This window comes from Sphingobium sp. FW306-1B-F04DB (assembly GCF_058781925.1).
The window spans coordinates 19528-38547 of record NZ_JBYSXE010000039.1; the positions used below are offsets into that span (position 1 = coordinate 19528).

Genomic DNA, 19020 nt, shown 5'->3' on the forward strand with positions numbered 1-19020 from the left:
GCAAGAAGGGGGTGGAAAACTGTCGCCCCATATAACAATCCCTGTCGGCAGGGAAAGGGCGGCACATCCGCGCGAGGGTGAGGCGGAGGCAGCGCGGGTCGCGTGCACGCCGCCTCCGCCGGGGCTTGCACGCAAGCCTGCGCCATTCATCCCCGATAGCGGCGGCCAAAAACATCCATCTTGCGTGCTAGTGGACGGATTGCCTGTCCGGTTTCGAGCGCCTAGAGCAACAATCTTCCAGGGGCGGTGTTTCACGAGGGGAGGCAGCGATGAGCGAGACCGAGCTGAAACCCGTGCCCGAAGACGCCGCGGCTGCCGCGGAGCCCAGCCATGACGCCGAGGACCGGCTGACCCCCGAATTCGTCTCGAGCGTGCTCGATCGCGTCGATTCGGGTGATGCCGAAGGCGCGCACGCGCTCGTCGAGCCGCTCCATCCCGCCGACATCGCCGATCTTTTCGAGCTGACCCCCTCGGACCAGCGCCAGGCGCTCGCCGCCGCGCTGCCCGACCTGCTCGACGGCGATGTGCTCGCCGAGATGAACGACTATGTCCGCGAGGACCTGATCGACGCGCTCGAGCCGTACCAGGTGGCGGAGATCGCGGGCGAGCTCGATACCGACGACGCGGTCGCGATCATCGAGGACATGGAGGAGGACGACCAGCGCGCCGTCCTCCGTGCGTTGGCGCCCGACGACCGCGCCGCGATCGAGGAGGCGCTGTCCTATCCCGAGGAGTCCGCGGGCCGCCTGATGCAGCGCGACCTGATCGCGGTGCCCGAGCACTGGACGGTCGGCGACGTGCTCGACTATCTGCGCAGCAACGAGGATCTGACCACCGATTTCTGGGAAGTCTATGTCGTCGATGCGGCGCATCATCCGATCGGCTGCTGTGCGCTGAGCTGGGTTCTGCGTACCCCGCGCTCGATCGCGGTCTCCGACGTGATGGCGCGCGAACAGACGTTGATTCCGGTCGACATGGACCAGGAAGAGGTCGCGCTCAAATTCCAGAAATATGCGCTCATCTCGGCCGCGGTGGTCGACCAGTCGGGGCGCCTCGTCGGCATGATCACCGTCGACGACATCGTCCACATCATCCAGGAAGAGGCGGGCGAGGATATCCTCAAGCTCTCGGGCGCGGGCGAGGGCGACATCAACGAGCCCGTGCTCGACAGCTACAAGAGCCGCGTGCGCTGGCTGATCGCCAATCTCGCCACCGCGCTCGTCGCCTCGACGATCATCGGGCTGTTCGAGGGTACGATCGCGCAGATGGTCACGCTCGCCGTGCTCATGCCGATCGTCGCGGGCGTCGGCGGCAATGCGGGAACGCAGACGCTTGCGGTGACGGTCCGCGCGCTCGCCACCAACCAGCTTACCCAGTCCAATACCTGGCGCAGTATCATGCGCGAGATCAGGGTGGCGCTGCTCAATGGCGTGACCGTGGCGGCGGTGATCGGCATCGGCGTTGCGTTGTACTTTTCCAATCCGGCGCTGGGCGGCGTGATCGCGGCGGCGATGATGACCAATATCCTGATCGCCGGGCTTGCCGGCGTCGTCGTGCCGCTGACGCTCGACCGCTACGGCACCGACCCCGCGGTCGCCTCCTCGATCTTCGTCACGATGACGACCGATTCGATGGGCTTCCTCGTCTTTCTCGGCCTCGCGGCGGCGACGGGGCTCGCGGGATAGCTTGATCTTGGCGGCGCGCGCGCCCAATTGCGCGTCATGGCGGAACTCAATCTCACCAAGGTCGCGGTCGGCTGCGCCTCGCTCGACATATTGGCCCAGCGCATCGCCGCACGCAGCGAGAACGAGGTCGCGATCGTCACCACGCGCTACCGGCCGACGCGACACGAGGAACTCATCGGCGGCTCGCTCTTCTGGATCATCAAGCACATGCTCGTCGCGCGCCAGACGATCCTGGGTTTCGAGGAGATGGCGGACGAGAAGCGCTGGATGATCCGGGTCGATTCGCGGCTCGTCACGGTCCAGCCGCGCCCGCGCCGCGCGCATCAGGGCTGGCGCTATCTGAAGTCCGCCGATGCCCCCGCCGATCTCGGCGCACTAGGCGACGCCGACGCGCTCCCGCGCGAGATGCTCGGCGAGCTTTCGGCGCTCGGGCTGGTCTAGGTCTTGGACCGATAAATCGGATGACCGGTTTCGGCGCAGTTGCTGACGTCGATCTGAGCCCTCTCCCGCTTTTGCGGGAGAGGCTACGGAGACTTGGCCGCTTGCGGCCTAGTCGCAGTCGGTGAGGGTCTTTTTCCCGGCCGTTCAGCGGAGCCTGGTGCGTTGGTGAAAACGGAAGAAGACCCTCACCCAACCCTCTCCCGCGAAAGCGGGAGAGGACTTAAGGTCCCCCGGCACCAAATCATGCAAAGCGATGCCCCGGTTATGCCCGCTTTGAAAATTGGTAGTTCGTTAACCAAATCGAGAGGGCTTTTGGCCTAATGTCCCTCGTCTGAAACATGTCAGCCGGGGTGAATATGGTCCTGTCTCCGCTCGATGCGGCCCAACTGGTGGTGCCGCGCGCGCCGCGCGACATACTGGTGGTCGACGACAGCCGGACCAACCTTCAGGTCATTGGCCGTCGCCTTGGCCAGATGGGCTATCGCTGCTGCCTGTGTGCGGGCGGCCAGGAGGCGCTCGACCGGCTCCAAGGCCGCAGCTTCGATCTCGTCCTGCTCGACATGGTGATGCCGGGCATGTCGGGCATGACGGTGCTGCGCGAGATCCGCAGCATGGCGCACCGCCGCCACATTCCCGTGCTGATGATCACCGCGCGCAGCGATCCTGATGCGGTGGTCGAGGCGCTGGGCGGTGGCGCGGACGACCATGTCGCCAAACCCTTCGAATTCGAGGTGCTCGACGCGCGAATGCGGCGCCTGATCGAGCGCGCGCAGGAGGTCGACGCACTGCGTCGGTCCAACGAAACGCTCGACGCGCGGATCGCGCACCGCGCTATCGAGATCGGCGAACTGCGCGCCAGCTTCCAGGAGATGCTGGCCGATCGCCAGCAACTCGCCAACTCGCTTCACGCCCTCGAGCAGCGGATCAGCCAGCTCGGCGGCTAAGCCTGCCTAACCGACGAGATGGATCGAAAGCCCCGTCGGCAACGGCGGGCCGGGCAAGCCCGTCACGCGCACCGCGTCGGCGCGGATGCGCGCCTGGATTGCGGCGGGCAGATCGGGCGCATGGAATACGGTATCGGCCTGCCCCAGCAGCCGCGCCTCGCGCAGCGTGAGGTCGTCGGGATCGTCCGAGCGCAGCATGATCGTTACCAGTCCCGTCGGTGCGGGCGCATCGGGCGCCGCCAACCAGCGCGCCACGTCCTCGGCACCCTGTTCGCGCAGCGGATCAAGCGCTCCTTCGAGCGCCGCATCGATTGCCCGCCGCCGCTGGCCGGGCTCGGGCCAGCGCGCGTGGATCGCGGCGCGGGCGCGGTGCAGCGCGGTCGCGAGCTTGCCCAGCGATTGGGGCAGCAGCGCCTCGATCCGCTGGCGCAGCACCTTGGCGAGCCCCGCCGATGCGCCCCCCGTCCCGATCGCGACAAGCACGGGATCGCGGTCGACGATCGCGGGCAGCGTGAAATCGCACAGCGCCGGGCGATCGACCGCATTGACCAGCACCCCGCGCGCCTTGAGCCGCGCAACCGCGGCCCCGGCCTCGGCGTCGTCATCGGTCGCGACGATCGCCAGCGTCGCCTCATCGGCCTCGTCGACGATCATAGCGCCGGCACGTTCGAGCAGCCGCGCCTTGGCGTCGCGGGCTGGCCCTTCGCCGATCAGGATGACGGGACGGCCTTTCAGCCGCAGAAAGACGGGCAGGCTATGCATCGGCCCGTCTTGTCGCGCGTACCGATGCGATTGCCAAGCAGCGCGTCAGTCGCCCAGCCAGTCGGGCACCGAATCCCCCGCGATCAGCGCCTCGAGCGGCTGGCGTGCGCGGACCACCGCCCAGCGGTCGCCCGAGACCAGCACCTCGGGGGTCAGCGCGCGGCTGTTATAGGTGCTCGCCATCGTCGCGCCATAGGCACCCGCGGTCATGAACGCGATCAGGTCGCCCGCCTCGACACTGTCCATCTCGCGCGCGGTGGCGAAGGTGTCGCCCGTTTCGCAGACGGGCCCGACGACATTGGCGGTGAAGCGCGCGCCCGAAGGCGCAACCGCGCGAATATCGTGCCACGCGTCGTACAGGCTGGGGCGGAGCAGGTCGTTCATCGCGGCATCGGCGATCACCCAGGGATGCGTCACGCCGTCCTTGACGCGGATCACGCTGCTCAGCAGCAGCCCTGCATTGGCGACGATCAGCCGACCCGGCTCGAAGGCGAGCCGTATATCCCACCCCTCGGTCACGCGCTTGACCATCGCGCCATAGTCGGCGGGGCTCGGCGGCACGGGCAGCGCGGGATCATAGGGCACACCCAGCCCCCCGCCGAGATCGGCGATCGTGATGTCATGCCCCGCCGCGCGCAATTCGCGGACCAGTCCGCCGACCTTGGCGAACGCGGCCTCGAGCGGCGCGAGCGCGGTCAGCTGGCTGCCGATGTGCACGGCGACACCCTGCAGCTTCAGCCCGGGCAGCGCCGCGGCGCGCGCATAGGCGCCAAGCGCGCTGTCGATCGGGATGCCGAACTTGTTCTCCGACTTGCCCGTCGAGATCTTGGCGTGCGTTCCCGCATCGACATCGGGATTGACGCGATAGGCGACACGCGCCTCGACCTCGAGCTCGGACGCAACCGCCGAGAGCATCTCGGCTTCCTGTTCGGATTCGAGGTTGAACTGGCCGATGCCGTGGGCGAGCGCGAGGCGCATCTCGTCGGCGGTCTTGCCCACCCCGGAAAAGATGATCTTTTCGGCCGGGATGCCCGCCGCGATCGCGCGGATCAGCTCGCCCGCCGAGACGACGTCCGCGCCGAATCCTTCGCTGGCGAGCACCGACAGCACCGCCCGGTTGGGATTGGCCTTGACCGCGAAGGATAGCCAGGGCTCGCCGCGCCCCGCGCCCGACAGCGCCTCGCGGAACACGCGGGCATGGCGCGCGATCGTCGCCTGCGAATAGACATAGACGGGCGTGCCCACCGCCTCGGCGATCGTGTCCAGCGGCACGTCCTCGGCGTGCAGCCTGTCGCTGCGAAGATCGAAATGGTTCATGGGTCAGGCGCTCGGCGGAAGGTCGAACTTGTCGTCCTCGCGCTCCTCGGATTGCTTCAGGATTTCGTCCTTGCGCTCGGGGCGCGCCTGATCGTCGGGAGTGATCATTTCCTCGGAGGTCGGCGCACGCCGTTCGACCGCGGGGACCGGCGGCAGATCGTCGCCCGCCACGCGCGTCAGCGGCTTCTTGCTGCCGCAGCCGGCCAGCGCGAGCGCCAGCATCGAGAACATCACCAGCCTCTTCATTGCGCCATTCCCAATACGCCCTTTGCCTCGACGATTCGCTTGTGAACCTCGGACGGCGCGGTGCCGCCATGGCTCGTGCGGCTTGCGACCGAGGCGTCGACCCGCAATAGCCCGAAACAATCCTCGGTGATACGCGGATCGACCGACTGGAGCACATCGAGCGGCAACTCGTCCAGCCTCACGCCGCGCTCCTCGGCCAGCTTGACGACGCGCCCCGTCACATGATGCGCCTCGCGAAAGGGGAGGCCGCCCGCGCGGACGAGCCAGTCGGCGAGGTCGGTCGCGGTCGCAAAGCCGCTTTCGGCGAGCGCGCGCATCCGGTCGGTGCGGAAGGTCGCGCTCTCGACCATCCCCGTCATCGCCGCGATCGACAGGCCCAGCAGGTCATGCGCCTCGAACACGGGCGGCTTGTCGTCCTGCATGTCCTTCGAATAGGCGAGCGGCAGCCCCTTCATCGTCATGGTGAGCGCCACCATGCAGCCCGCGATCCGGCCGCTATGCCCGCGCACCAGTTCGGCGGCGTCCGGATTGCGCTTCTGCGGCATGATCGACGATCCTGTCGACCACTGGTCCGAAAGCGAAACGAAGCCAAAGGGCTGGCTCGCCCAGATGATGAACTCCTCGGCCAGCCGCGACAGGTGCATCGCGCACTGCGTCGCCGCCATCAGATAGTCGAGCGCGAAGTCGCGGTCGGACACCGAATCGAGCGAATTGTCGGTGGGCCTGTCGAAGCCGAGCGCCTGGGCGGTCGCATGGCGATCAATCGGATAACCCGTCCCCGCGAGCGCCGCCGCGCCCAGCGGGCACTGGTTCAATCGCTGGCGTGCATCAGCGAAGCGCGAACGGTCACGCGCGATCATCTCGTAATAGGCCATCAGGTGATGCCCCAGTGTCACCGGCTGCGCCGATTGCAGATGCGTGAAGCCCGGCATCACGCTCGCGACATGCTCCTCGGCGCGCGCCACCAGCGCCCTTTGCAGCGCGGCGAGCGCGGGCTCGACCATGTCGATCGCGTCGCGCACCCACAGCCGGAAATCGGTCGCGACCTGGTCGTTGCGCGAACGTGCGGTGTGCAGCCTGCCCGCTGCCGGGCCGATCAGCTCGGCCAGCCGGCTCTCGGTCACCATATGGATGTCCTCGAGCGCCAGGTCCTCGGGAACGCCATCCGCCTCATATTCGGCCGCGATCGCATCGAGCCCTTGGCGGATCGCCGTGACATCCTCGCCGCCCACGATGCCCTGTGCGCCCAGCATCGCGACATGCGCCTTCGATCCCGCGATGTCCTGTTTCCACAGCCGCTTGTCGAAGGGGATCGAGGCGTTTATCTCGCGCATGACGGCGGCAGGGCCTTCCTCGAAACGCCCGCCCCACATGCTATTGGAGCCCTTGGTGCGGTCTTCGCTCATTCTACTCCTCGGCCTTGCAGCGCTCGGCGGCTGCGATAGGCAATCCGAACCCGCGCCGCAAGCGAACGTCGCTGCGGACAATGCGCAGCCAGAGGCGTTCACGGGCACGCTCGATATCGCGCAGCGCGGCACGGCCATGCCAAAGGAAAGCTTCGCCGCGCCCGATGGCAGCGAAGTGACGCTGGAGACGTTCCGGGGCAAGCCCGTGCTGGTCAATCTCTGGGCGACCTGGTGCGGGCCGTGCATCAAGGAAATGCCCGCGCTCGATGCGCTGGCGAAGCGACACTCAGGCAAGCTCAAGGTGCTCACCATCTCGCAGGATTCCAAGGGCAAGGCGGTCGTCGGCCCCTGGTTCGAAAAGAACCGCTACGCGATGCTCGAGCCCTATCTCGACCCCGAGAACAGGCTCGGCCTCAGCTATGCCAGCGGGATGCTGCCGACCACCATCCTCTACGACGCCGAGGGCAAGGAGGTCTGGCGCGTGATCGGCGGGATGGACTGGGACGGTCCGCGCGCCAACACGCTGCTCGCCGAAACCCTGGGCTGACCGGGCCCGCGCGCTGCGGCGGGGTGCGGCACAAATGCCGCATTCCCTGGGATTGTCTCCTACAGCGCTGTCCTACATCCGCGCATTGCGTCACGCTCCCCGCGCGACGCGCTCGGCCGCGTCACGGCGGGAGGAATTCACATGCGCATATGCGCGAGGTTTGCGAAGTTCGGCGGCAGCCGGACCGCCTCAGACGCGCGCGTCGCAGGCGTCGGCAGCGGCTTGCGACAGGTCGTGCAGCGCCTTCATCTGCGCAAAGCTCACCACCTGCCCCGCCATGATGTCGAGCTGCTGGACGAACGCGGAATCGGTCACGTCGCCGTTTTCACCGAAAACCGGGGTCATCGAGTTGATCGCGACCGCCATCGGTGTCGGCCAGCCCCTGAGTGCGTGCGTGATCGAGCGCAGCGTGGCCAGCGTCGTGCCCGTCGCCTGCCAGCCCGCAGCAACCGCGATCAGCCCGACCGCGCGCCCTTCGAAATAGGCGCGCTCGTCACCCGCCATGTCCTGCACATAGTCGAGTGCATTCTTGATCAGCCCCGAGACCGTTCCGTGATAGCCCGGCGACGCGATCACGACGCCATCGGCGCGGCGCAGCCCGTCGATCAGCGCACGCGCCTTGTCGGTGCGTTCGAGGATCTCCGGCGCGTACATCGGCATGTCGAGCGAAGGACCATCGAACAGCAGCGTCGCCGCGCCCTGCGCCTCGCAACGTGCCAGAACCTGTCGCAACGCCCTTTCGGTAGCGCTGCATTGCTTGACGGTGCCGCCAAGGCCGACGATCAGGGGCGGACGTTGTTCGGTGCTCGACATGCACGCCGCTATTGAAGAAATCGCGCAGCCGGGCAAGGTTCTTGTGTGTGGATAAGGGAGGGCGGGGCATGGCAGACGGACGGATCGACGCGCATGTCACCGAGACAGGCAAAGGCCCGCGTGTCCCTCCTTCCCCCCTGCCGTTGAGGAGCGCGTTGATGTCTCGTCCCTTCCCCCTTCGCCGCATTGCCGGATCGCTGCTGCTCGCGGCGTTGATCGGCGCGAGCACACCAGCCACGCCCGATTACGACCTGTTAATCCGCGGCGGCACGCTGTACGACGGATCGGGCAATCCGGGCGTGGTCGGCGACGTCGCGGTCAAGGGCGACCGCATCGTCCATGTCGGCGGCAAGGCGCCGGGGGCCGCAAAGCAAACGATCGACGCCGCCGGGCTCGCTGTCGCCCCCGGCTTCATCAACATGCTGAGCTGGGCCAATGACTCGCTGATCGAGGACGGCCGCGCGCAGAGCGATATCCGCCAGGGCGTGACGCTCGAGGTGATGGGCGAAGGCACAAGCAGCGGGCCGCTCAATGCCCCGATGAAGAAGCTCGCGGTCGAGCGCCAGGGCGACATCAAATATCCGATCACCTGGACGACGCTGGGTGAATATCTCGAATTCCTGACGAAGAAGGGCGTCTCGACCAACGTCGCGTCCTTCGTGGGCGCGGCCACTGTCCGCGAACATGTGCTTGGCGAGGATGACGTCGATCCGACGCCCGCCCAGCTTGCCGAAATGCGCCGGATCGTCCGTACCGCGATGCAGGAAGGCGCGATGGGCGTCGGCTCCTCGCTGATCTATGCGCCCGCCTCCTATGCGGAGACCCCCGAGCTGATCGCGCTCGTGAGCGAAGCTGCGCAGTGCGGCGGCATGTATATCAGCCACATGCGCTCGGAGGGCGATCGGCTCATCGAAGCGATCGACGAGCTGATCGCGATTGCGCGCGCCAGCGGCGCCCCCGCCGAAATCTACCATCTGAAGCAGGCGGGACGGGACAATTGGGGCAAGCTCGACGCCGCGATCGCGCGGATCGAAAAAGCGCGCGCCGAGGGGCTGCGCATCACCGCCGACATGTATCCTTACGCGATCGCGGGCACCGGGCTCGACGCCGCGATGCCGACCTGGGTGCAGGCCGGCGGGCAGGAGGCGTGGATCAAGCGACTGCGCGATCCAGCGATCCGCGCGCGCGTCGCCGCCGAAATGAAGGCGCCGGGCAAGGGATGGGAGAATCTCTATCGCGCCGCGGGCGGGGCGGAAAACCTGATCGTCGTCGGCTTCAAGAATCCCGCGCTCAAGCCGCTGACCGGAAAGACGCTTGCCGAGGTCGCCGCGATGCGCGGCAAGAGCCCTGAGGAAACCGCGATGGACCTCGTGATCGAGGACGGCTCGCGCGTCTCGACGCTCTATCGGCTGATGTCGGAAGACAATGTCCGCCGCCAGATCGGCCTGCCCTGGATGAGCTTCGGCTCGGACGAGGAAGCCGCCGCGACCGAGGGTGTCTTCCTCAAGTACAACAACCACCCGCGCGCCTATGGCACCTTCGCGCGCGTGCTCGGCCATTATGTTCGCGACCAGAAGGCGGCGACATTGCCCGATGCGATCCGCCGGCTCTCGGCGATGCCCGCCGAAAATCTCGGGCTCAGGGACCGTGGCCGGCTCGCCACCGGCTATCACGCCGACATCGTCGTCTTCGATCCCGCGACGATCGCCGACCGCGCGACCGTCGCCAAGCCCGCCCAATATGCGACGGGCATGCGCCATGTCGTCGTCAACGGCGCATCCGTGCTCAAGGACGGCGAGCATACCGGCGCCAGGCCGGGACAGGTTGTGCGCGGCGCGGGCTGGAGGGGCTGGCCCGACGGCGGACGCTGCCGGTGATCGGGGCTCAGGCGAGTACGCGCAGGCTGCCGCAGGGCGCCGATCTCTACGGCGATCTCGAGCCGCCGCCGCGCGTCACCCCGCGCCACTATGTCCCCGGCCTCGGCGTCGCCGCGCTGGCGACGCTCGCCGCGGGCTATCTGTCCGACCATTATGGCGCGCCGCTGACGCTGATGGCGCTGCTGATCGGGCTGTCGCTCAATTTCCTCAGCGCGGATGCACGGCTCGGGCCCGGACTCGCCTTCGCTTCGCGCACGCTGCTGAGGCTTGGCATCGTGCTTGTGGGCCTGCGCGTCACCATGAGTCAGGTTGTCGACCTCGGCCCTTGGGCGCTCGTCGCGCTGCTGCTGATCGTCGGCGCGACGATCGGCGCGGGCGTGCTTGCCGGGCGGACGCTGGGGCTCGGTGCGGCCTTCGGGACGCTTGCGGGCGGCGCGGTCGCGATCTGCGGCGCCTCGGCCGCGCTCGCGCTGGCGGCGGTGCTCGGCGAAAAGCGCGCGAGCCAGGCACAGCTGACGCTCGTCCTCGTCATCGTCTCGGCGCTGAGTTCGTTCGCGATGTTCCTCTACCCCATCGTCGCGCATCTGATGGGATTGGGCGACAAGGGTGCGGGTTTCCTGATCGGCGCGTCGATCCACGACGTCGCGCAGGCGCTGGGCGCGGGCTATTCCTTCTCCGCAGAGGCCGGCGAGACCGCCGCGATCGTCAAGCTTTCGCGCGTCGCGCTGCTCGCCCCCGTGCTCGCGCTGGTCGCGCTCGCATTTCCCACCGAAGGGGTGAAGCGGGACTCGCTCCTGCGCCTGCCCTGGTTCGTCATCGGCTTCTTCGCGCTGGCCGCGCTCAACTCGGTAATCCCGATCCCGCCGGCAGCGGGCGACCTCGCACAAAAGATTGCGAGCGCGCTGCTCGCTTGCGCCGTCGCTGCGACGGGCATGCGCTCGCCGATGAACACGCTGCTCGACAGCGGCCCCAAGCCCATGCTTTCCGTGGTGATTCCGACCCTGGTGGCGCTGACGCTCTCTGCGCTGGCGGCGCTGGTGCTCGGCTAGCCCCGGCGATACGCCCGAGGAGCGAATCAGACGAACAGCGCCACGCTCTGCATGCCGCTTGCGACAGGCACGCCATCGGCATTCCAGATCGCCATGGTCTGACTCGAGCAGCCGTTGCGCGCATAGTCGGCGCGCGAGCGCAGCAGCCACCATCCGTCGCGCGTCTCGGGCCGCGCGGTGAGCATGTTGAGGAGCCACGTCATCGAGCTGATCGGGCCGCGCTGGGTGGCCAGCCCCAGCGCCGCCGGGGGCAGCGCATCGGCGACCGCCATCAGCGCGATCATCGGATCGAGTCCGTCGCGTTCGCGCAGCCGGACCCAGCGCACCCAGTCGGCGCGGTCGAAATCGCCCTCCGCCTCAACATAATCGAAATGCTGGAAGAACTGGTCACTCCTGCCTGCCGCCGCGGGTGCGGGCGGCGGATCGGGGAAGATCGCGGGGGCCGCCATTGCGACATGATCGATATGCGAGGGCTGGTCGCCCATGAAAACGAAGGTGGCGGCAAGGCCGAGACCCACATCCGACTCGACATCGGCACTGACGAACGCGGCGGTGCGCCCCCGACGCAACGTACGCGCAGTGACCGCGACCTCGGCCGCAAGCGGCCCGGCAAACGAGATCTGGGCGGTGCGCAGCGGCGGCAGGTCTTCCGCGGTCGTCCGGGCGGCCTCAAGCGCGAGCGCCGCCGACAGCCCGCCATAGGCGGTTCGACCCTGCATCCAGCTTGCGGGAATGTCGAAGCGGCGCACATCGCCGCTCACCCTCCCTTCGGCGATGATTTCGGCCAATGTCGTCATCCGCGCATCCTGTCCATTTGCGCCGTGGATAAGGCTGCCGGCGCGGTGAGTGCAAGACCGGCTGTTCGATTGCTGCACGAATTGCTAGGCTTTTGGCTATGACGGGCGATACCATCACTACGAATCGGGGGGAGACGGCGCGTTTTCAGCGCAAGCGCGAGCTGATCCTCGATGCGGCGGCGGCCGAGATCAACGAGAATGGCGCGCGCGGCATGACGCTGGCCGATGTCGCCGCGGAGGTGGGCCTCAATACGACGAGCGTCACCTATTATTTCAAGCGCAAGGAACTGCTCGCGGCGGCCTGTTACGACCGCTCGCTCGACCGGATCGAGGCGATCGTGACGCATGCCGAGCGCGCGCGTGATCCGCGATCGCGCGTCCGCGCCTATGTCGAGGAGAGCTTTGCGCAGCGCGCGCGCATCCGGGAGGGTGAGGAGGCGCCCTTCACGGTCCTGTCCGATCTGCGCGCGATGGACGGCCCCGAGCGTGAGGCGCTCGCCGAGCGCTATCGCGGGCTGCTGCGCCGCATCCGCGGGTTCTTTGGCACAGCGGACAATGATCGTGCCAAGGCACTGCTGACCGCGCGGACGCATGTGCTGGTCGAGACGATCTTCTGGTTGCCGGGCTGGCTGCAGCATTATGCGACCGATGAATTCCCGCGGCTGGCAGCGCGGATGTTCGAGCTGTTCGACCATGGCCTTGCGCGCGACGGCGCCGGGTGGGCGCCGGTGCAGACGCTGCTTGCCGACCCCGCGCGGCTCGAGGGATCCGAGCTTGCGCGACGCAGCTTCCTCAGGGCCGCGACGCGGCTGATCAACGAACGTGGCTATCGCGGCGCGTCGGTCGACCGCATCGCCTCCGAGCTCAACGTGACCAAGGGCAGCTTCTACCACCATCTGGACGCCAAGGATGAGCTCGTTGTTGATTGCTTCGCCCGCAGCTTCGAGACTCTCGCCCAGGCACAGCGGGGCGCCGATCTGGCGGGCGGCAGCCAGTGGCAGCGGCTCTGCTCGGCGATCGCGATGGTGCTCGACGTCCAGTTTTCCGAGCGCGGGCCGTTGCTCCGGACCACCGCGCTGCAGGCACTTCCGCGCGGCGTGCGCGACGCGATGGTTGAGCGATCGGACCACGTGGCGCGGCGCTTTGCGGGGATGATGATCGACGGGATCAGCGAGGGGTCGGTGCGCGCGGTCGATCCGCTTGTCGCCAGTCAGACACTCGTCGCGATGCTCAACGCCGCCTATGAGCTGCACAACTGGGCCGATACGCTCGATCCCGCCGACGCGATCTCGCTCTATGCCTCGACGCTTGCTTTCGGGCTGTTCGACGATCGCGTGCTCGCCAACCAAGGGGTTCAGCCTGATTTCACAAGCTGAGCCGGGGTTGGCGATCAGCGCTCGGCGTCAGATGTGGAGCGGCGATGCCATCGAGATTGCAGCGCCGTTGGCAAAGGGCAGTGTCGTGTCGCAAAATGCGCATTGCGCGGAAATTCTTCCGATGTGCCAGTTGCTGTTGCCGCAGCCCGGGCAGTGGTTCGCCTCTTCACGATGATAGGTGATCCGGTAGCCCATCAGCCCCGGCTCAATCGCCCGGATCTGGTCGTTCGGCTGCACAACACGCATGCTACGTCCCCTTTCCCGTGGAAGCATAGCATGAACCGCCGACAGGGCGTTAGGTTTCGTCGACGAACCGAGGGTTTTTACGTAGTGGAAACGGAAACGGGGCGCCCGGGCGCCCCGTTTTGAAACAAAATGTCGATGCGATCGCAGCGGGTGAGGCCGTGATCGACGGCTCAGGTTGATTCAGCCTCAACCATCGAGTCGGTCAGCGGCAACGGCGCTTGCTGTCGATTTCCTTGCCAAGCAGCGCGCCCGCGGCGGCGCCCACGACGGTGCCGGTGGTGCGCTCGCCGCGCGTGTCGATCGCGCGGCCGAGCAGTGCACCGCCCGCGGCGCCCACAATCAGGCCCGTCGTGCCGTCCGACTTGCGGCAATATGTCCGACCGTCGCGACCGCGCCATTCCTTGTACTGGTAATGTTTACGCGCTTCGGCCTTTTCGGTCGGCAACGCCATCGTCGCTGGAATGGCGAGCGAGAGGGCGCCAAGAGCAAGAACAAAATTACGCATAGCAACTTCCCTTTTATTGATTTTGATCAATGACCTCGTCTGAACGCGTCCATGATGTCTGCGGTTGCATGAACCTGATACAACAACGCAAGGCACTGAAAGATAAGGCGTAAAATGTGCAAAGAGGGCATTGCGCCGGCCATTGCCACGTTTGACGCCCCGGCTATGGCATCCCCATCCAGTCTTCCGAGCAGTATCGGCGCGAAAGGCGTCGGAACGCCCATTTCCTTCGACGAACCGCGCTATACCTTGTCCCGCCACACCGATGCGCGGAGGGGCAAAGGCGCCCCGCAAGCTTGTGTGACGGGCGCCGGCATGGCATGGCCCCCGTGCAGCCGGTCATTGTGCTGCTTATCCCCGATATCCCCGTTATCCACAGGTCAAGACCCCGATTTTGGGCATTGTGCGACTCGACCTTCCATGGAAATCTCCGTCTGTAGCCAAGAGCGGCCGGACGGAAACGAAGGGTCGAGATCAGGCGACAGGCTGGTGTGGAAGAGCGATTTCCCTTGGGAAATCAATCAGGAAACAGCAGTCAGGGCGATCGATGAGACAGGCTTTGGTGAAGCGCAAGCGGAAACCGGGCACAGATCATGACGAAGCCCATGCAATGTCGGCGCGCTTCGGTGCAAGGACAGGGCAAAACGCCAGGGGCCGCGTGGCGTGTCGCAAGGCACGGAAACCGGACCCGGCGCAGTGGGGGCTGGCAGCAATGCCAGCCCCCATTCGTATACGCGACGCAGCGGCATCGTGGCCGGAACTGACGCCATGACCTCATCCGGCGCTTCTCCCCGATATCCCCGTTATCCACAGGCCAAATGCCCCGCTTTGCGCTTTGCACGACTCGGCCATGCATGAAAGCATCGCACCCAGCCGAAAAGCGCTGAGCGGATACGAGCGGGGCTTCGCGGCGACGGCGCCGCTGCCGGCCAGCGATTTTCCCGAGGAAGTCCGCGGCGCAGCTGGTGCCTGGCAATCGACGTCGATCATCGCAAAGGCTTTGCGAGAGCGCCCGCCGCGCGAGGTCGTCGAAGAGATGCCGTGCGGGGCAAGGTCGTTCGACAAGGGCCGCGCAGAGGGTGCCTGAGAAAGGGTCGACGGTCGCGAATGTGGGCGATCCGGACTTGGCGCGTGGGGGCTGGCAGCAATGCCAGCCCCCATTCGCTTGCAAGCGACCGGACAGCCGCTGCGGTGGGGCGTCTCGCGCGCCATTTCATGCTATAAGCGCACATCGAGGGTCGCGGGCCGAACGGCGTCGAGAAAAGGAGGTGCGCGGTGTCGATCGACCGGAAGCAGGTGGAGCAGGAATTCCGCGATGCCGCGGGACAGCGGTCGCCTTTGCCGCCGCGAGCCGACGACGGGCGCGTCGATGGTGCCTGGATCAAGGACGACTATGACGACAAGCAGCGCGCGCAGATGCTCGAGGTCGAGAGCGAAGGCCCCGCCGAAGGACTGATCCAGAGCGACATGCTCCCCGATCTGGGTGGCGACGCCGACGCCGACGAGATCGAGGACGACGGCGACGCGCTGGGGAGCACTATAGATACCAACCGTCCGCGCGGCCGACGCGACGATCAGGGGTAAGCCGGGCGCCGGCTATGTTGCCCGACTGCTACTTGAACTTGAGTTCGCGCAGCAGCATACTGCCTGTCCGTCCTCGACATCGACCATTGCGACTTCCCAATAGACGTCCGGTACATATGAGCTTTCCTGCGCCGCCGTAGGCGTGGTGAACAATGCGGCAAAGGCAAGCGCCGCGCGCGCGATGCCCGCGATCAGATCGTTCCTGATCCATATCCCAATCTCGGCCGGCCGCGCCACGGCGCGTTGCACAGGCGCGAACGCAACATTCCGGGACGGCACGCGGTGCGGGGTTCTTGGTCAGGACTCGCAGGGCGTGGGCGCGCGAATCCTGACACAGCGCCCTCGTGATTGGAACGCAGCCGTACTGAAGCGCGTGCCACTTGCCCGGGCTCGGCGATACGCGCAGCATGCGCGGGAAAACGGCAAGGGGGTTTGCGATGCATCGTGTTTTCGAGAAACTGGCGCAGCGGGTTGCGCATTGGGCGGGGCAGCCAATCGCCTTTTCGACTGCCCTCGCCGTTGTGCTGATCTGGGGGCTGAGCGGCCCCGTGTTCGGCTGGTCGGATACCTGGCAGCTGGTGATCAACACGGGAACGACGATTGTCACCTTCCTGATGGTGTTCCTCATCCAGAATGCGCAGAATCGCGATGCGAGCGCGATCCAGGCCAAGCTCGACGAACTGATCCGCGCGGCGCGCGGCGCGCGCGATGAGTTCATTGGCATCGAGCATCTGACCGAGGGGGAACTGGAGGCGATCCGCGCGACACTCGAACGTGAATTCGGCAAGGGTACGCCGCAGCATGAGCCGATCAAGCGGCTGATCCGGCGCCGATGACCTTGGGCCGCAGCGACCGGCGGGCTAGTGCTTAGGGTCGAGCTGGTGCAGCACGATCGAATTGCCGTCGGGGTCCAGGCAGACCATCATTCGGCAATGCGGCCCCTTCACAAGATCGCCGACCAGCTTCACCTCGCGTGTCCGGAGATCGGCGACGAGCGCGTCGAGATCCGCGACCTCGAACGCGATCGTGCCGCCAGCCTTTGCGCTCGGCGCCTCGCCGGTGACGGTGGTGATCGCGAGGCAGCCGCCTTCGGGCAGGTCATATTCGACCCAGGGGCTGGTCTCCGGCCAGTGCGACGAGAGGCCGAGCGTGCCTTCGTAGAAGCCGCGCGCGCGGCGCATGTCGGACACCGGGTACATCGTGAAGGCGACTTTGCGGATCATCACATTCCTCCCTGTTGTCCATGGCCGGCCGCTCGGCGCGGGGCGCGGCGGGCGAGCCCGCCTCCGATCCAGGCGGAGGGCAGCGTGACCGCGACGAGCGCGAGCGGATACCAGAGCGGCCCCAGTTCCAGCCTAGCCGCTGTGAGGGCGCCGAGGCTGCTGAGCACAAAGCCGATGCCGCCGAGGATCAGCGCGTGGCGCATCGGCGCCCAGGCCGCGAGCCGCCCCACGACATAACAGGAGCCGATCGCGATCACGATGCGATAACTCAACGCGAGCAAATTGTCCGTCGGCTCGGTCATAGGCACACCCCAGGGCGGATAGATGCCAAGCATGTGGAAGAACTGGTCGAGCCCGAGCCCGCCGACGAAGTTGATCAGCAGCCCGACGCCGATCGCGACGATCGAACGGCGGATACCTCCCTGTGCGCGTGTCTGCGCAGCGCCGGCGTTCATCGTGCGTTCTCCCCGGCCAGCTGGTCCGCGAAGATCGCATCGAGCCGTGCATAGCCCGCCTCCATCCCCTCGGCCATGCCCGTCCGGAGAGCGGCATCGCGCGCCGCGGTCGAGGCATAGACAACGGTCGTCGTCAGCGTCGTGCGGCCATCGGTTTCGGCCAGATGCTGTGTGCAGAGCGTTTCGCCGCCCGTCCAGTCCTCGTCGAACAGCTCGGTATGGACGATGCGTTCGGGCGCGACGATCTCGCGAAAAACGCCGCGCATTCCCATCGTCCGTCCGTCGGCATTGCGCCACTCGTAGCGAAAGTCGCCGCCGACATGGGCGTCGATCTCGCATACCGGCATCGTCCAGCCATCGGGGCCGAGCAGCCAGCGGCGGACGAGCGCGGGCACGGTGAGCGCGGCGAAGACGAGATGGCGTGGCGCGTCGAACAGGCGCGTGACGACGATCTCGGTGTCCCCCTGCGCGACAATCGAAAGTGGCTGGCTCATTGCGGCTCTCCTTTTGCGAATGATTGCAGTTCGGCGAGCAGCGCGTCGAGGCGCTGGTAATTGTGCTCCCAGAGCTGCCGATGCTCCTCGAGCCAGCCGATCGCCTCGGCGAGCGGCGCGGGCTCCATCCGCCGCGGCCGGCGTTGCCCTACGATCGCCGATGAGATCAGCCCCGCGCGCTCGAGCACCTTCAGGTGCTTGGAGATCGCTGGCTGGCTCATCGCGAAGGGCTGGGCGAGTTCGGCGACCGATGCCTCGCTCCGCGCCAGCCGCGCAAGGATCGCGCGCCGCGTGGGATCGGCCAGTGCGGTGAAGGTTGCGTTGAGGCGTTCGGAGGGGTTCATTGCATAACTCATTAGTTCAATAACCAAACGGCTATATTAATGCGCCCTCGGTGTCAATCCAGCGCGCTTTCGCGCTTGCCGGGCGCGGCAGCTGGGGCTAGGCAGGCGGGGTCATGCACGCACACGCACCTTACGGCCGATTTTGGTATCGCTGGTACAGACTGGTGGTTCCCGGCACGCTGCGCGACTGACGCACGACAGACACGGGAAGCCGCCTTTGCGCAGGGCGGCACCCGGCTTCCTCACACAGAACCGATCCCACCCCGCGCCGAGACGGCCTCCACCATGAAGGAGGCAGAATGATGACCGGCGGTTTCGATTTCGATGTGGTGACGGGCCCCTCGGGCGCCGACACGCCGCGCGCCTGCGCGCTTGCAGAGCCGCGCAAGGACAAGCCGGCGCGCAACGATATGGCGACGTGCGCAGCGCCGGCACCCAAGGCGCGACGGCGCGAATGATTTGACCCGGCGTCGACTTTGGGCATGTAATGCGCGTGCAAGGGCGGAGACGCGCATGGCGAAGAAAGACAAGGCCGCAACGACCGGCAAGAAGGCCGCAAAGACGAAGAAGGCCGACACGTTGCCCAAGGCGATCGGCGGGGTGAAGATTCCCAAGAACTTGCGCAAGCAGGGCGACAAGCTGGTCGCGCTGCTCAAGCACCCGCTCGTCGCCGAGATGGCCGCTGCAGGGCTGATGGCGTTCGCCAACGAGATGCGCATGGGCAAGGCGGATGGCGGTAGCAGCGGTGTCGGCAATGGCAAGCCCGCCAACGAGGCCAGGGCGGCACGCAAGAGCGTGGGCAAGACGCTGGCCGACATCGCCAAGGTTGCTGCGATCCTCGGCACCGTGCTCGCGACCACCACCAGCGCTTCGGACAAGCGCGGCAAGCCGGGATAGCCCGCACCCACC

General features: G+C 66.8%; 24 protein-coding genes. 12 read left to right on the forward strand and 12 right to left on the reverse strand.

Going from position 1 to position 19020, the window contains the following annotated elements; all coding sequences use genetic code 11:
- The first annotated feature begins 269 nt into the window (after positions 1 to 269).
- The 3 genes from mgtE to AC3WJD_RS15770 all read left to right on the forward strand — a co-directional run bounded on the left by mgtE (position 270) and on the right by AC3WJD_RS15770 (position 3070).
- Positions 270 to 1685, forward strand: a complete 1416-nt coding sequence (mgtE, locus tag AC3WJD_RS15760; RefSeq protein ID WP_492747652.1) for a magnesium transporter — start codon at positions 270 to 272, stop codon at positions 1683 to 1685.
- A gap of 36 nt (positions 1686 to 1721) precedes the next feature.
- Entirely contained in the window at positions 1722 to 2126 is a 405-nt protein-coding gene (locus AC3WJD_RS15765) for a DUF1489 family protein (RefSeq protein ID WP_492747653.1), read from the forward strand.
- 356 nt (positions 2127 to 2482) lie between these two features.
- Positions 2483 to 3070 (forward strand): response regulator, encoded by a 588-nt coding sequence (locus AC3WJD_RS15770; protein WP_492747654.1) that lies wholly within the window; start codon positions 2483 to 2485, stop codon positions 3068 to 3070.
- 6 nt (positions 3071 to 3076) lie between these two features.
- On the opposite strand, the gene AC3WJD_RS15775 is transcribed toward AC3WJD_RS15770, so the two are convergent.
- From AC3WJD_RS15775 to argH, 4 genes are read right to left on the reverse strand one after another with little or no spacing between them, the layout of a single operon-like run.
- Positions 3077 to 3832 carry a precorrin-2 dehydrogenase/sirohydrochlorin ferrochelatase family protein gene (locus AC3WJD_RS15775; protein WP_492747655.1) on the reverse strand — a complete coding sequence of 252 codons (756 nt, stop codon included), beginning with the start codon at positions 3830 to 3832 and terminating at the stop codon, positions 3077 to 3079.
- 45 nt (positions 3833 to 3877) lie between these two features.
- On the reverse strand, positions 3878 to 5149 hold the full coding sequence (lysA, locus tag AC3WJD_RS15780; RefSeq protein WP_492747656.1) for a diaminopimelate decarboxylase: 1272 nt from the start codon (positions 5147 to 5149) through the stop codon (positions 3878 to 3880).
- Between the two features lie 3 nt (positions 5150 to 5152).
- Positions 5153 to 5395, reverse strand: a complete 243-nt coding sequence (locus AC3WJD_RS15785; RefSeq protein ID WP_492747658.1) for a hypothetical protein — start codon at positions 5393 to 5395, stop codon at positions 5153 to 5155.
- Positions 5392 to 6768, reverse strand: a complete 1377-nt coding sequence (argH, locus tag AC3WJD_RS15790) for an argininosuccinate lyase (protein ID WP_492747677.1) — start codon at positions 6766 to 6768, stop codon at positions 5392 to 5394. The genes AC3WJD_RS15785 and argH overlap by 4 nt, the downstream gene beginning before the upstream one ends.
- A 16-nt stretch (positions 6769 to 6784) precedes the next feature.
- Here argH and AC3WJD_RS15795 point away from each other — a divergent pair, with 16 nt between their 5' ends.
- A complete protein-coding gene (locus tag AC3WJD_RS15795; RefSeq protein WP_492747659.1) occupies positions 6785 to 7348 on the forward strand; it encodes a TlpA family protein disulfide reductase in 564 nt (187 codons plus the stop codon).
- Positions 7349 to 7537: 189 nt separating this feature from the next.
- Here AC3WJD_RS15795 and AC3WJD_RS15800 read toward each other — a convergent pair whose 3' ends face one another.
- Complete coding sequence (locus AC3WJD_RS15800) at positions 7538 to 8161, reverse strand: NADPH-dependent FMN reductase (RefSeq protein ID WP_492747660.1); 624 nt, start codon at positions 8159 to 8161, stop codon at positions 7538 to 7540.
- A gap of 158 nt (positions 8162 to 8319) precedes the next feature.
- On the opposite strand from AC3WJD_RS15800, the gene AC3WJD_RS15805 reads away from it, so the two are divergent.
- Together AC3WJD_RS15805 and AC3WJD_RS15810 are read left to right on the forward strand one after the other, a co-directional pair.
- Positions 8320 to 10038 (forward strand): N-acyl-D-amino-acid deacylase family protein, encoded by a 1719-nt coding sequence (locus tag AC3WJD_RS15805; protein WP_492747662.1) that lies wholly within the window; start codon positions 8320 to 8322, stop codon positions 10036 to 10038.
- The gene (locus AC3WJD_RS15810; protein WP_492747678.1) at positions 10038 to 11087 is read left to right on the forward strand and encodes a YeiH family protein; all 1050 of its coding nucleotides are present in this window, start codon (positions 10038 to 10040) and stop codon (positions 11085 to 11087) included. Before AC3WJD_RS15805 ends, AC3WJD_RS15810 begins: the two co-directional genes overlap by 1 nt.
- A gap of 26 nt (positions 11088 to 11113) precedes the next feature.
- On the opposite strand, the gene AC3WJD_RS15815 is transcribed toward AC3WJD_RS15810, so the two are convergent.
- Positions 11114 to 11884, reverse strand: coding sequence for a thioesterase family protein (locus tag AC3WJD_RS15815; RefSeq protein ID WP_492747663.1), 771 nt, complete (start codon positions 11882 to 11884; stop codon positions 11114 to 11116).
- Positions 11885 to 11982: 98 nt separating this feature from the next.
- On the opposite strand from AC3WJD_RS15815, the gene AC3WJD_RS15820 reads away from it, so the two are divergent.
- A complete protein-coding gene (locus AC3WJD_RS15820) occupies positions 11983 to 13260 on the forward strand; it encodes a TetR/AcrR family transcriptional regulator (RefSeq protein ID WP_492747664.1) in 1278 nt (425 codons plus the stop codon).
- A gap of 27 nt (positions 13261 to 13287) precedes the next feature.
- Here the strand turns inward: AC3WJD_RS15820 and AC3WJD_RS15825 are convergent, their stop codons facing one another.
- Positions 13288 to 13506, reverse strand: a complete 219-nt coding sequence (locus AC3WJD_RS15825; RefSeq protein ID WP_492747665.1) for a hypothetical protein — start codon at positions 13504 to 13506, stop codon at positions 13288 to 13290.
- Positions 13507 to 13708: 202 nt separating this feature from the next.
- Positions 13709 to 14011 carry a glycine zipper 2TM domain-containing protein gene (locus AC3WJD_RS15830; protein WP_492747666.1) on the reverse strand — a complete coding sequence of 101 codons (303 nt, stop codon included), beginning with the start codon at positions 14009 to 14011 and terminating at the stop codon, positions 13709 to 13711.
- 850 nt (positions 14012 to 14861) lie between these two features.
- Here AC3WJD_RS15830 and AC3WJD_RS15835 point away from each other — a divergent pair.
- The 3 genes from AC3WJD_RS15835 to AC3WJD_RS15845 all read left to right on the forward strand — a co-directional run bounded on the left by AC3WJD_RS15835 (position 14862) and on the right by AC3WJD_RS15845 (position 16431).
- Positions 14862 to 15098, forward strand: coding sequence for a hypothetical protein (locus AC3WJD_RS15835; protein ID WP_492747667.1), 237 nt, complete (start codon positions 14862 to 14864; stop codon positions 15096 to 15098).
- A gap of 188 nt (positions 15099 to 15286) precedes the next feature.
- Complete coding sequence (locus AC3WJD_RS15840; RefSeq protein ID WP_492747668.1) at positions 15287 to 15595, forward strand: hypothetical protein; 309 nt, start codon at positions 15287 to 15289, stop codon at positions 15593 to 15595.
- A 437-nt stretch (positions 15596 to 16032) separates the two neighbouring features.
- The gene (locus AC3WJD_RS15845; protein WP_492747669.1) at positions 16033 to 16431 is read left to right on the forward strand and encodes a low affinity iron permease family protein; all 399 of its coding nucleotides are present in this window, start codon (positions 16033 to 16035) and stop codon (positions 16429 to 16431) included.
- Between the two features lie 24 nt (positions 16432 to 16455).
- On the opposite strand, the gene AC3WJD_RS15850 is transcribed toward AC3WJD_RS15845, so the two are convergent.
- The 4 genes from AC3WJD_RS15850 to AC3WJD_RS15865 are packed head-to-tail and all read right to left on the reverse strand — an operon-like array spanning position 16456 to position 18111.
- Entirely contained in the window at positions 16456 to 16818 is a 363-nt protein-coding gene (locus AC3WJD_RS15850) for a VOC family protein (protein WP_492747670.1), read from the reverse strand.
- Positions 16818 to 17273, reverse strand: a complete 456-nt coding sequence (locus AC3WJD_RS15855; RefSeq protein WP_492747671.1) for a hypothetical protein — start codon at positions 17271 to 17273, stop codon at positions 16818 to 16820. The genes AC3WJD_RS15850 and AC3WJD_RS15855 overlap by 1 nt, the downstream gene beginning before the upstream one ends.
- Positions 17270 to 17767 (reverse strand): SRPBCC family protein, encoded by a 498-nt coding sequence (locus AC3WJD_RS15860; RefSeq protein WP_492747672.1) that lies wholly within the window; start codon positions 17765 to 17767, stop codon positions 17270 to 17272. The genes AC3WJD_RS15855 and AC3WJD_RS15860 overlap by 4 nt, the downstream gene beginning before the upstream one ends.
- Positions 17764 to 18111 (reverse strand): ArsR/SmtB family transcription factor, encoded by a 348-nt coding sequence (locus AC3WJD_RS15865; protein WP_492747673.1) that lies wholly within the window; start codon positions 18109 to 18111, stop codon positions 17764 to 17766. The genes AC3WJD_RS15860 and AC3WJD_RS15865 overlap by 4 nt, the downstream gene beginning before the upstream one ends.
- 299 nt (positions 18112 to 18410) lie before the next feature.
- On the opposite strand from AC3WJD_RS15865, the gene AC3WJD_RS15870 reads away from it, so the two are divergent.
- Both AC3WJD_RS15870 and AC3WJD_RS15875 read left to right on the forward strand, forming a co-directional pair.
- Positions 18411 to 18569, forward strand: coding sequence for a hypothetical protein (locus AC3WJD_RS15870; RefSeq protein WP_492747674.1), 159 nt, complete (start codon positions 18411 to 18413; stop codon positions 18567 to 18569).
- A gap of 55 nt (positions 18570 to 18624) precedes the next feature.
- Positions 18625 to 19008: a hypothetical protein gene (locus tag AC3WJD_RS15875; RefSeq protein ID WP_492747675.1), complete on the forward strand. Its 384-nt coding sequence runs from the start codon at positions 18625 to 18627 to the stop codon at positions 19006 to 19008.
- Positions 19009 to 19020 lie beyond the last annotated feature (12 nt).

Excerpts from the sequence above, each read along its gene's own strand:
- mgtE (WP_492747652.1), top strand. The coding sequence starts at position 270 with ATGAGCGAGACCGAGCTGAAACCCGTGCCCGAAGACGCCGCGGCTGCC.
- AC3WJD_RS15765 (WP_492747653.1), top strand. The coding sequence starts at position 1,722 with ATGGCGGAACTCAATCTCACCAAGGTCGCGGTCGGCTGCGCCTCGCTC.
- AC3WJD_RS15770 (WP_492747654.1), top strand. The coding sequence starts at position 2,483 with ATGGTCCTGTCTCCGCTCGATGCGGCCCAACTGGTGGTGCCGCGCGCG.
- AC3WJD_RS15775 (WP_492747655.1), bottom strand. The coding sequence starts at position 3,832 with ATGCATAGCCTGCCCGTCTTTCTGCGGCTGAAAGGCCGTCCCGTCATC.
- lysA (WP_492747656.1), bottom strand. The coding sequence starts at position 5,149 with ATGAACCATTTCGATCTTCGCAGCGACAGGCTGCACGCCGAGGACGTG.
- AC3WJD_RS15785 (WP_492747658.1), bottom strand. The coding sequence starts at position 5,395 with ATGAAGAGGCTGGTGATGTTCTCGATGCTGGCGCTCGCGCTGGCCGGC.
- argH (WP_492747677.1), bottom strand. The coding sequence starts at position 6,768 with ATGTGGGGCGGGCGTTTCGAGGAAGGCCCTGCCGCCGTCATGCGCGAG.
- AC3WJD_RS15800 (WP_492747660.1), bottom strand. The coding sequence starts at position 8,161 with ATGTCGAGCACCGAACAACGTCCGCCCCTGATCGTCGGCCTTGGCGGC.
- AC3WJD_RS15805 (WP_492747662.1), top strand. The coding sequence starts at position 8,320 with ATGTCTCGTCCCTTCCCCCTTCGCCGCATTGCCGGATCGCTGCTGCTC.
- AC3WJD_RS15815 (WP_492747663.1), bottom strand. The coding sequence starts at position 11,884 with ATGACGACATTGGCCGAAATCATCGCCGAAGGGAGGGTGAGCGGCGAT.
- AC3WJD_RS15820 (WP_492747664.1), top strand. The coding sequence starts at position 11,983 with ATGACGGGCGATACCATCACTACGAATCGGGGGGAGACGGCGCGTTTT.
- AC3WJD_RS15825 (WP_492747665.1), bottom strand. The coding sequence starts at position 13,506 with ATGCGTGTTGTGCAGCCGAACGACCAGATCCGGGCGATTGAGCCGGGG.
- AC3WJD_RS15830 (WP_492747666.1), bottom strand. The coding sequence starts at position 14,011 with ATGCGTAATTTTGTTCTTGCTCTTGGCGCCCTCTCGCTCGCCATTCCA.
- AC3WJD_RS15835 (WP_492747667.1), top strand. The coding sequence starts at position 14,862 with ATGCATGAAAGCATCGCACCCAGCCGAAAAGCGCTGAGCGGATACGAG.
- AC3WJD_RS15845 (WP_492747669.1), top strand. The coding sequence starts at position 16,033 with ATGCATCGTGTTTTCGAGAAACTGGCGCAGCGGGTTGCGCATTGGGCG.
- AC3WJD_RS15850 (WP_492747670.1), bottom strand. The coding sequence starts at position 16,818 with ATGATCCGCAAAGTCGCCTTCACGATGTACCCGGTGTCCGACATGCGC.
- AC3WJD_RS15855 (WP_492747671.1), bottom strand. The coding sequence starts at position 17,273 with ATGAACGCCGGCGCTGCGCAGACACGCGCACAGGGAGGTATCCGCCGT.
- AC3WJD_RS15860 (WP_492747672.1), bottom strand. The coding sequence starts at position 17,767 with ATGAGCCAGCCACTTTCGATTGTCGCGCAGGGGGACACCGAGATCGTC.
- AC3WJD_RS15865 (WP_492747673.1), bottom strand. The coding sequence starts at position 18,111 with ATGAACCCCTCCGAACGCCTCAACGCAACCTTCACCGCACTGGCCGAT.
- AC3WJD_RS15870 (WP_492747674.1), top strand. The coding sequence starts at position 18,411 with ATGATGACCGGCGGTTTCGATTTCGATGTGGTGACGGGCCCCTCGGGC.
- AC3WJD_RS15875 (WP_492747675.1), top strand. The coding sequence starts at position 18,625 with ATGGCGAAGAAAGACAAGGCCGCAACGACCGGCAAGAAGGCCGCAAAG.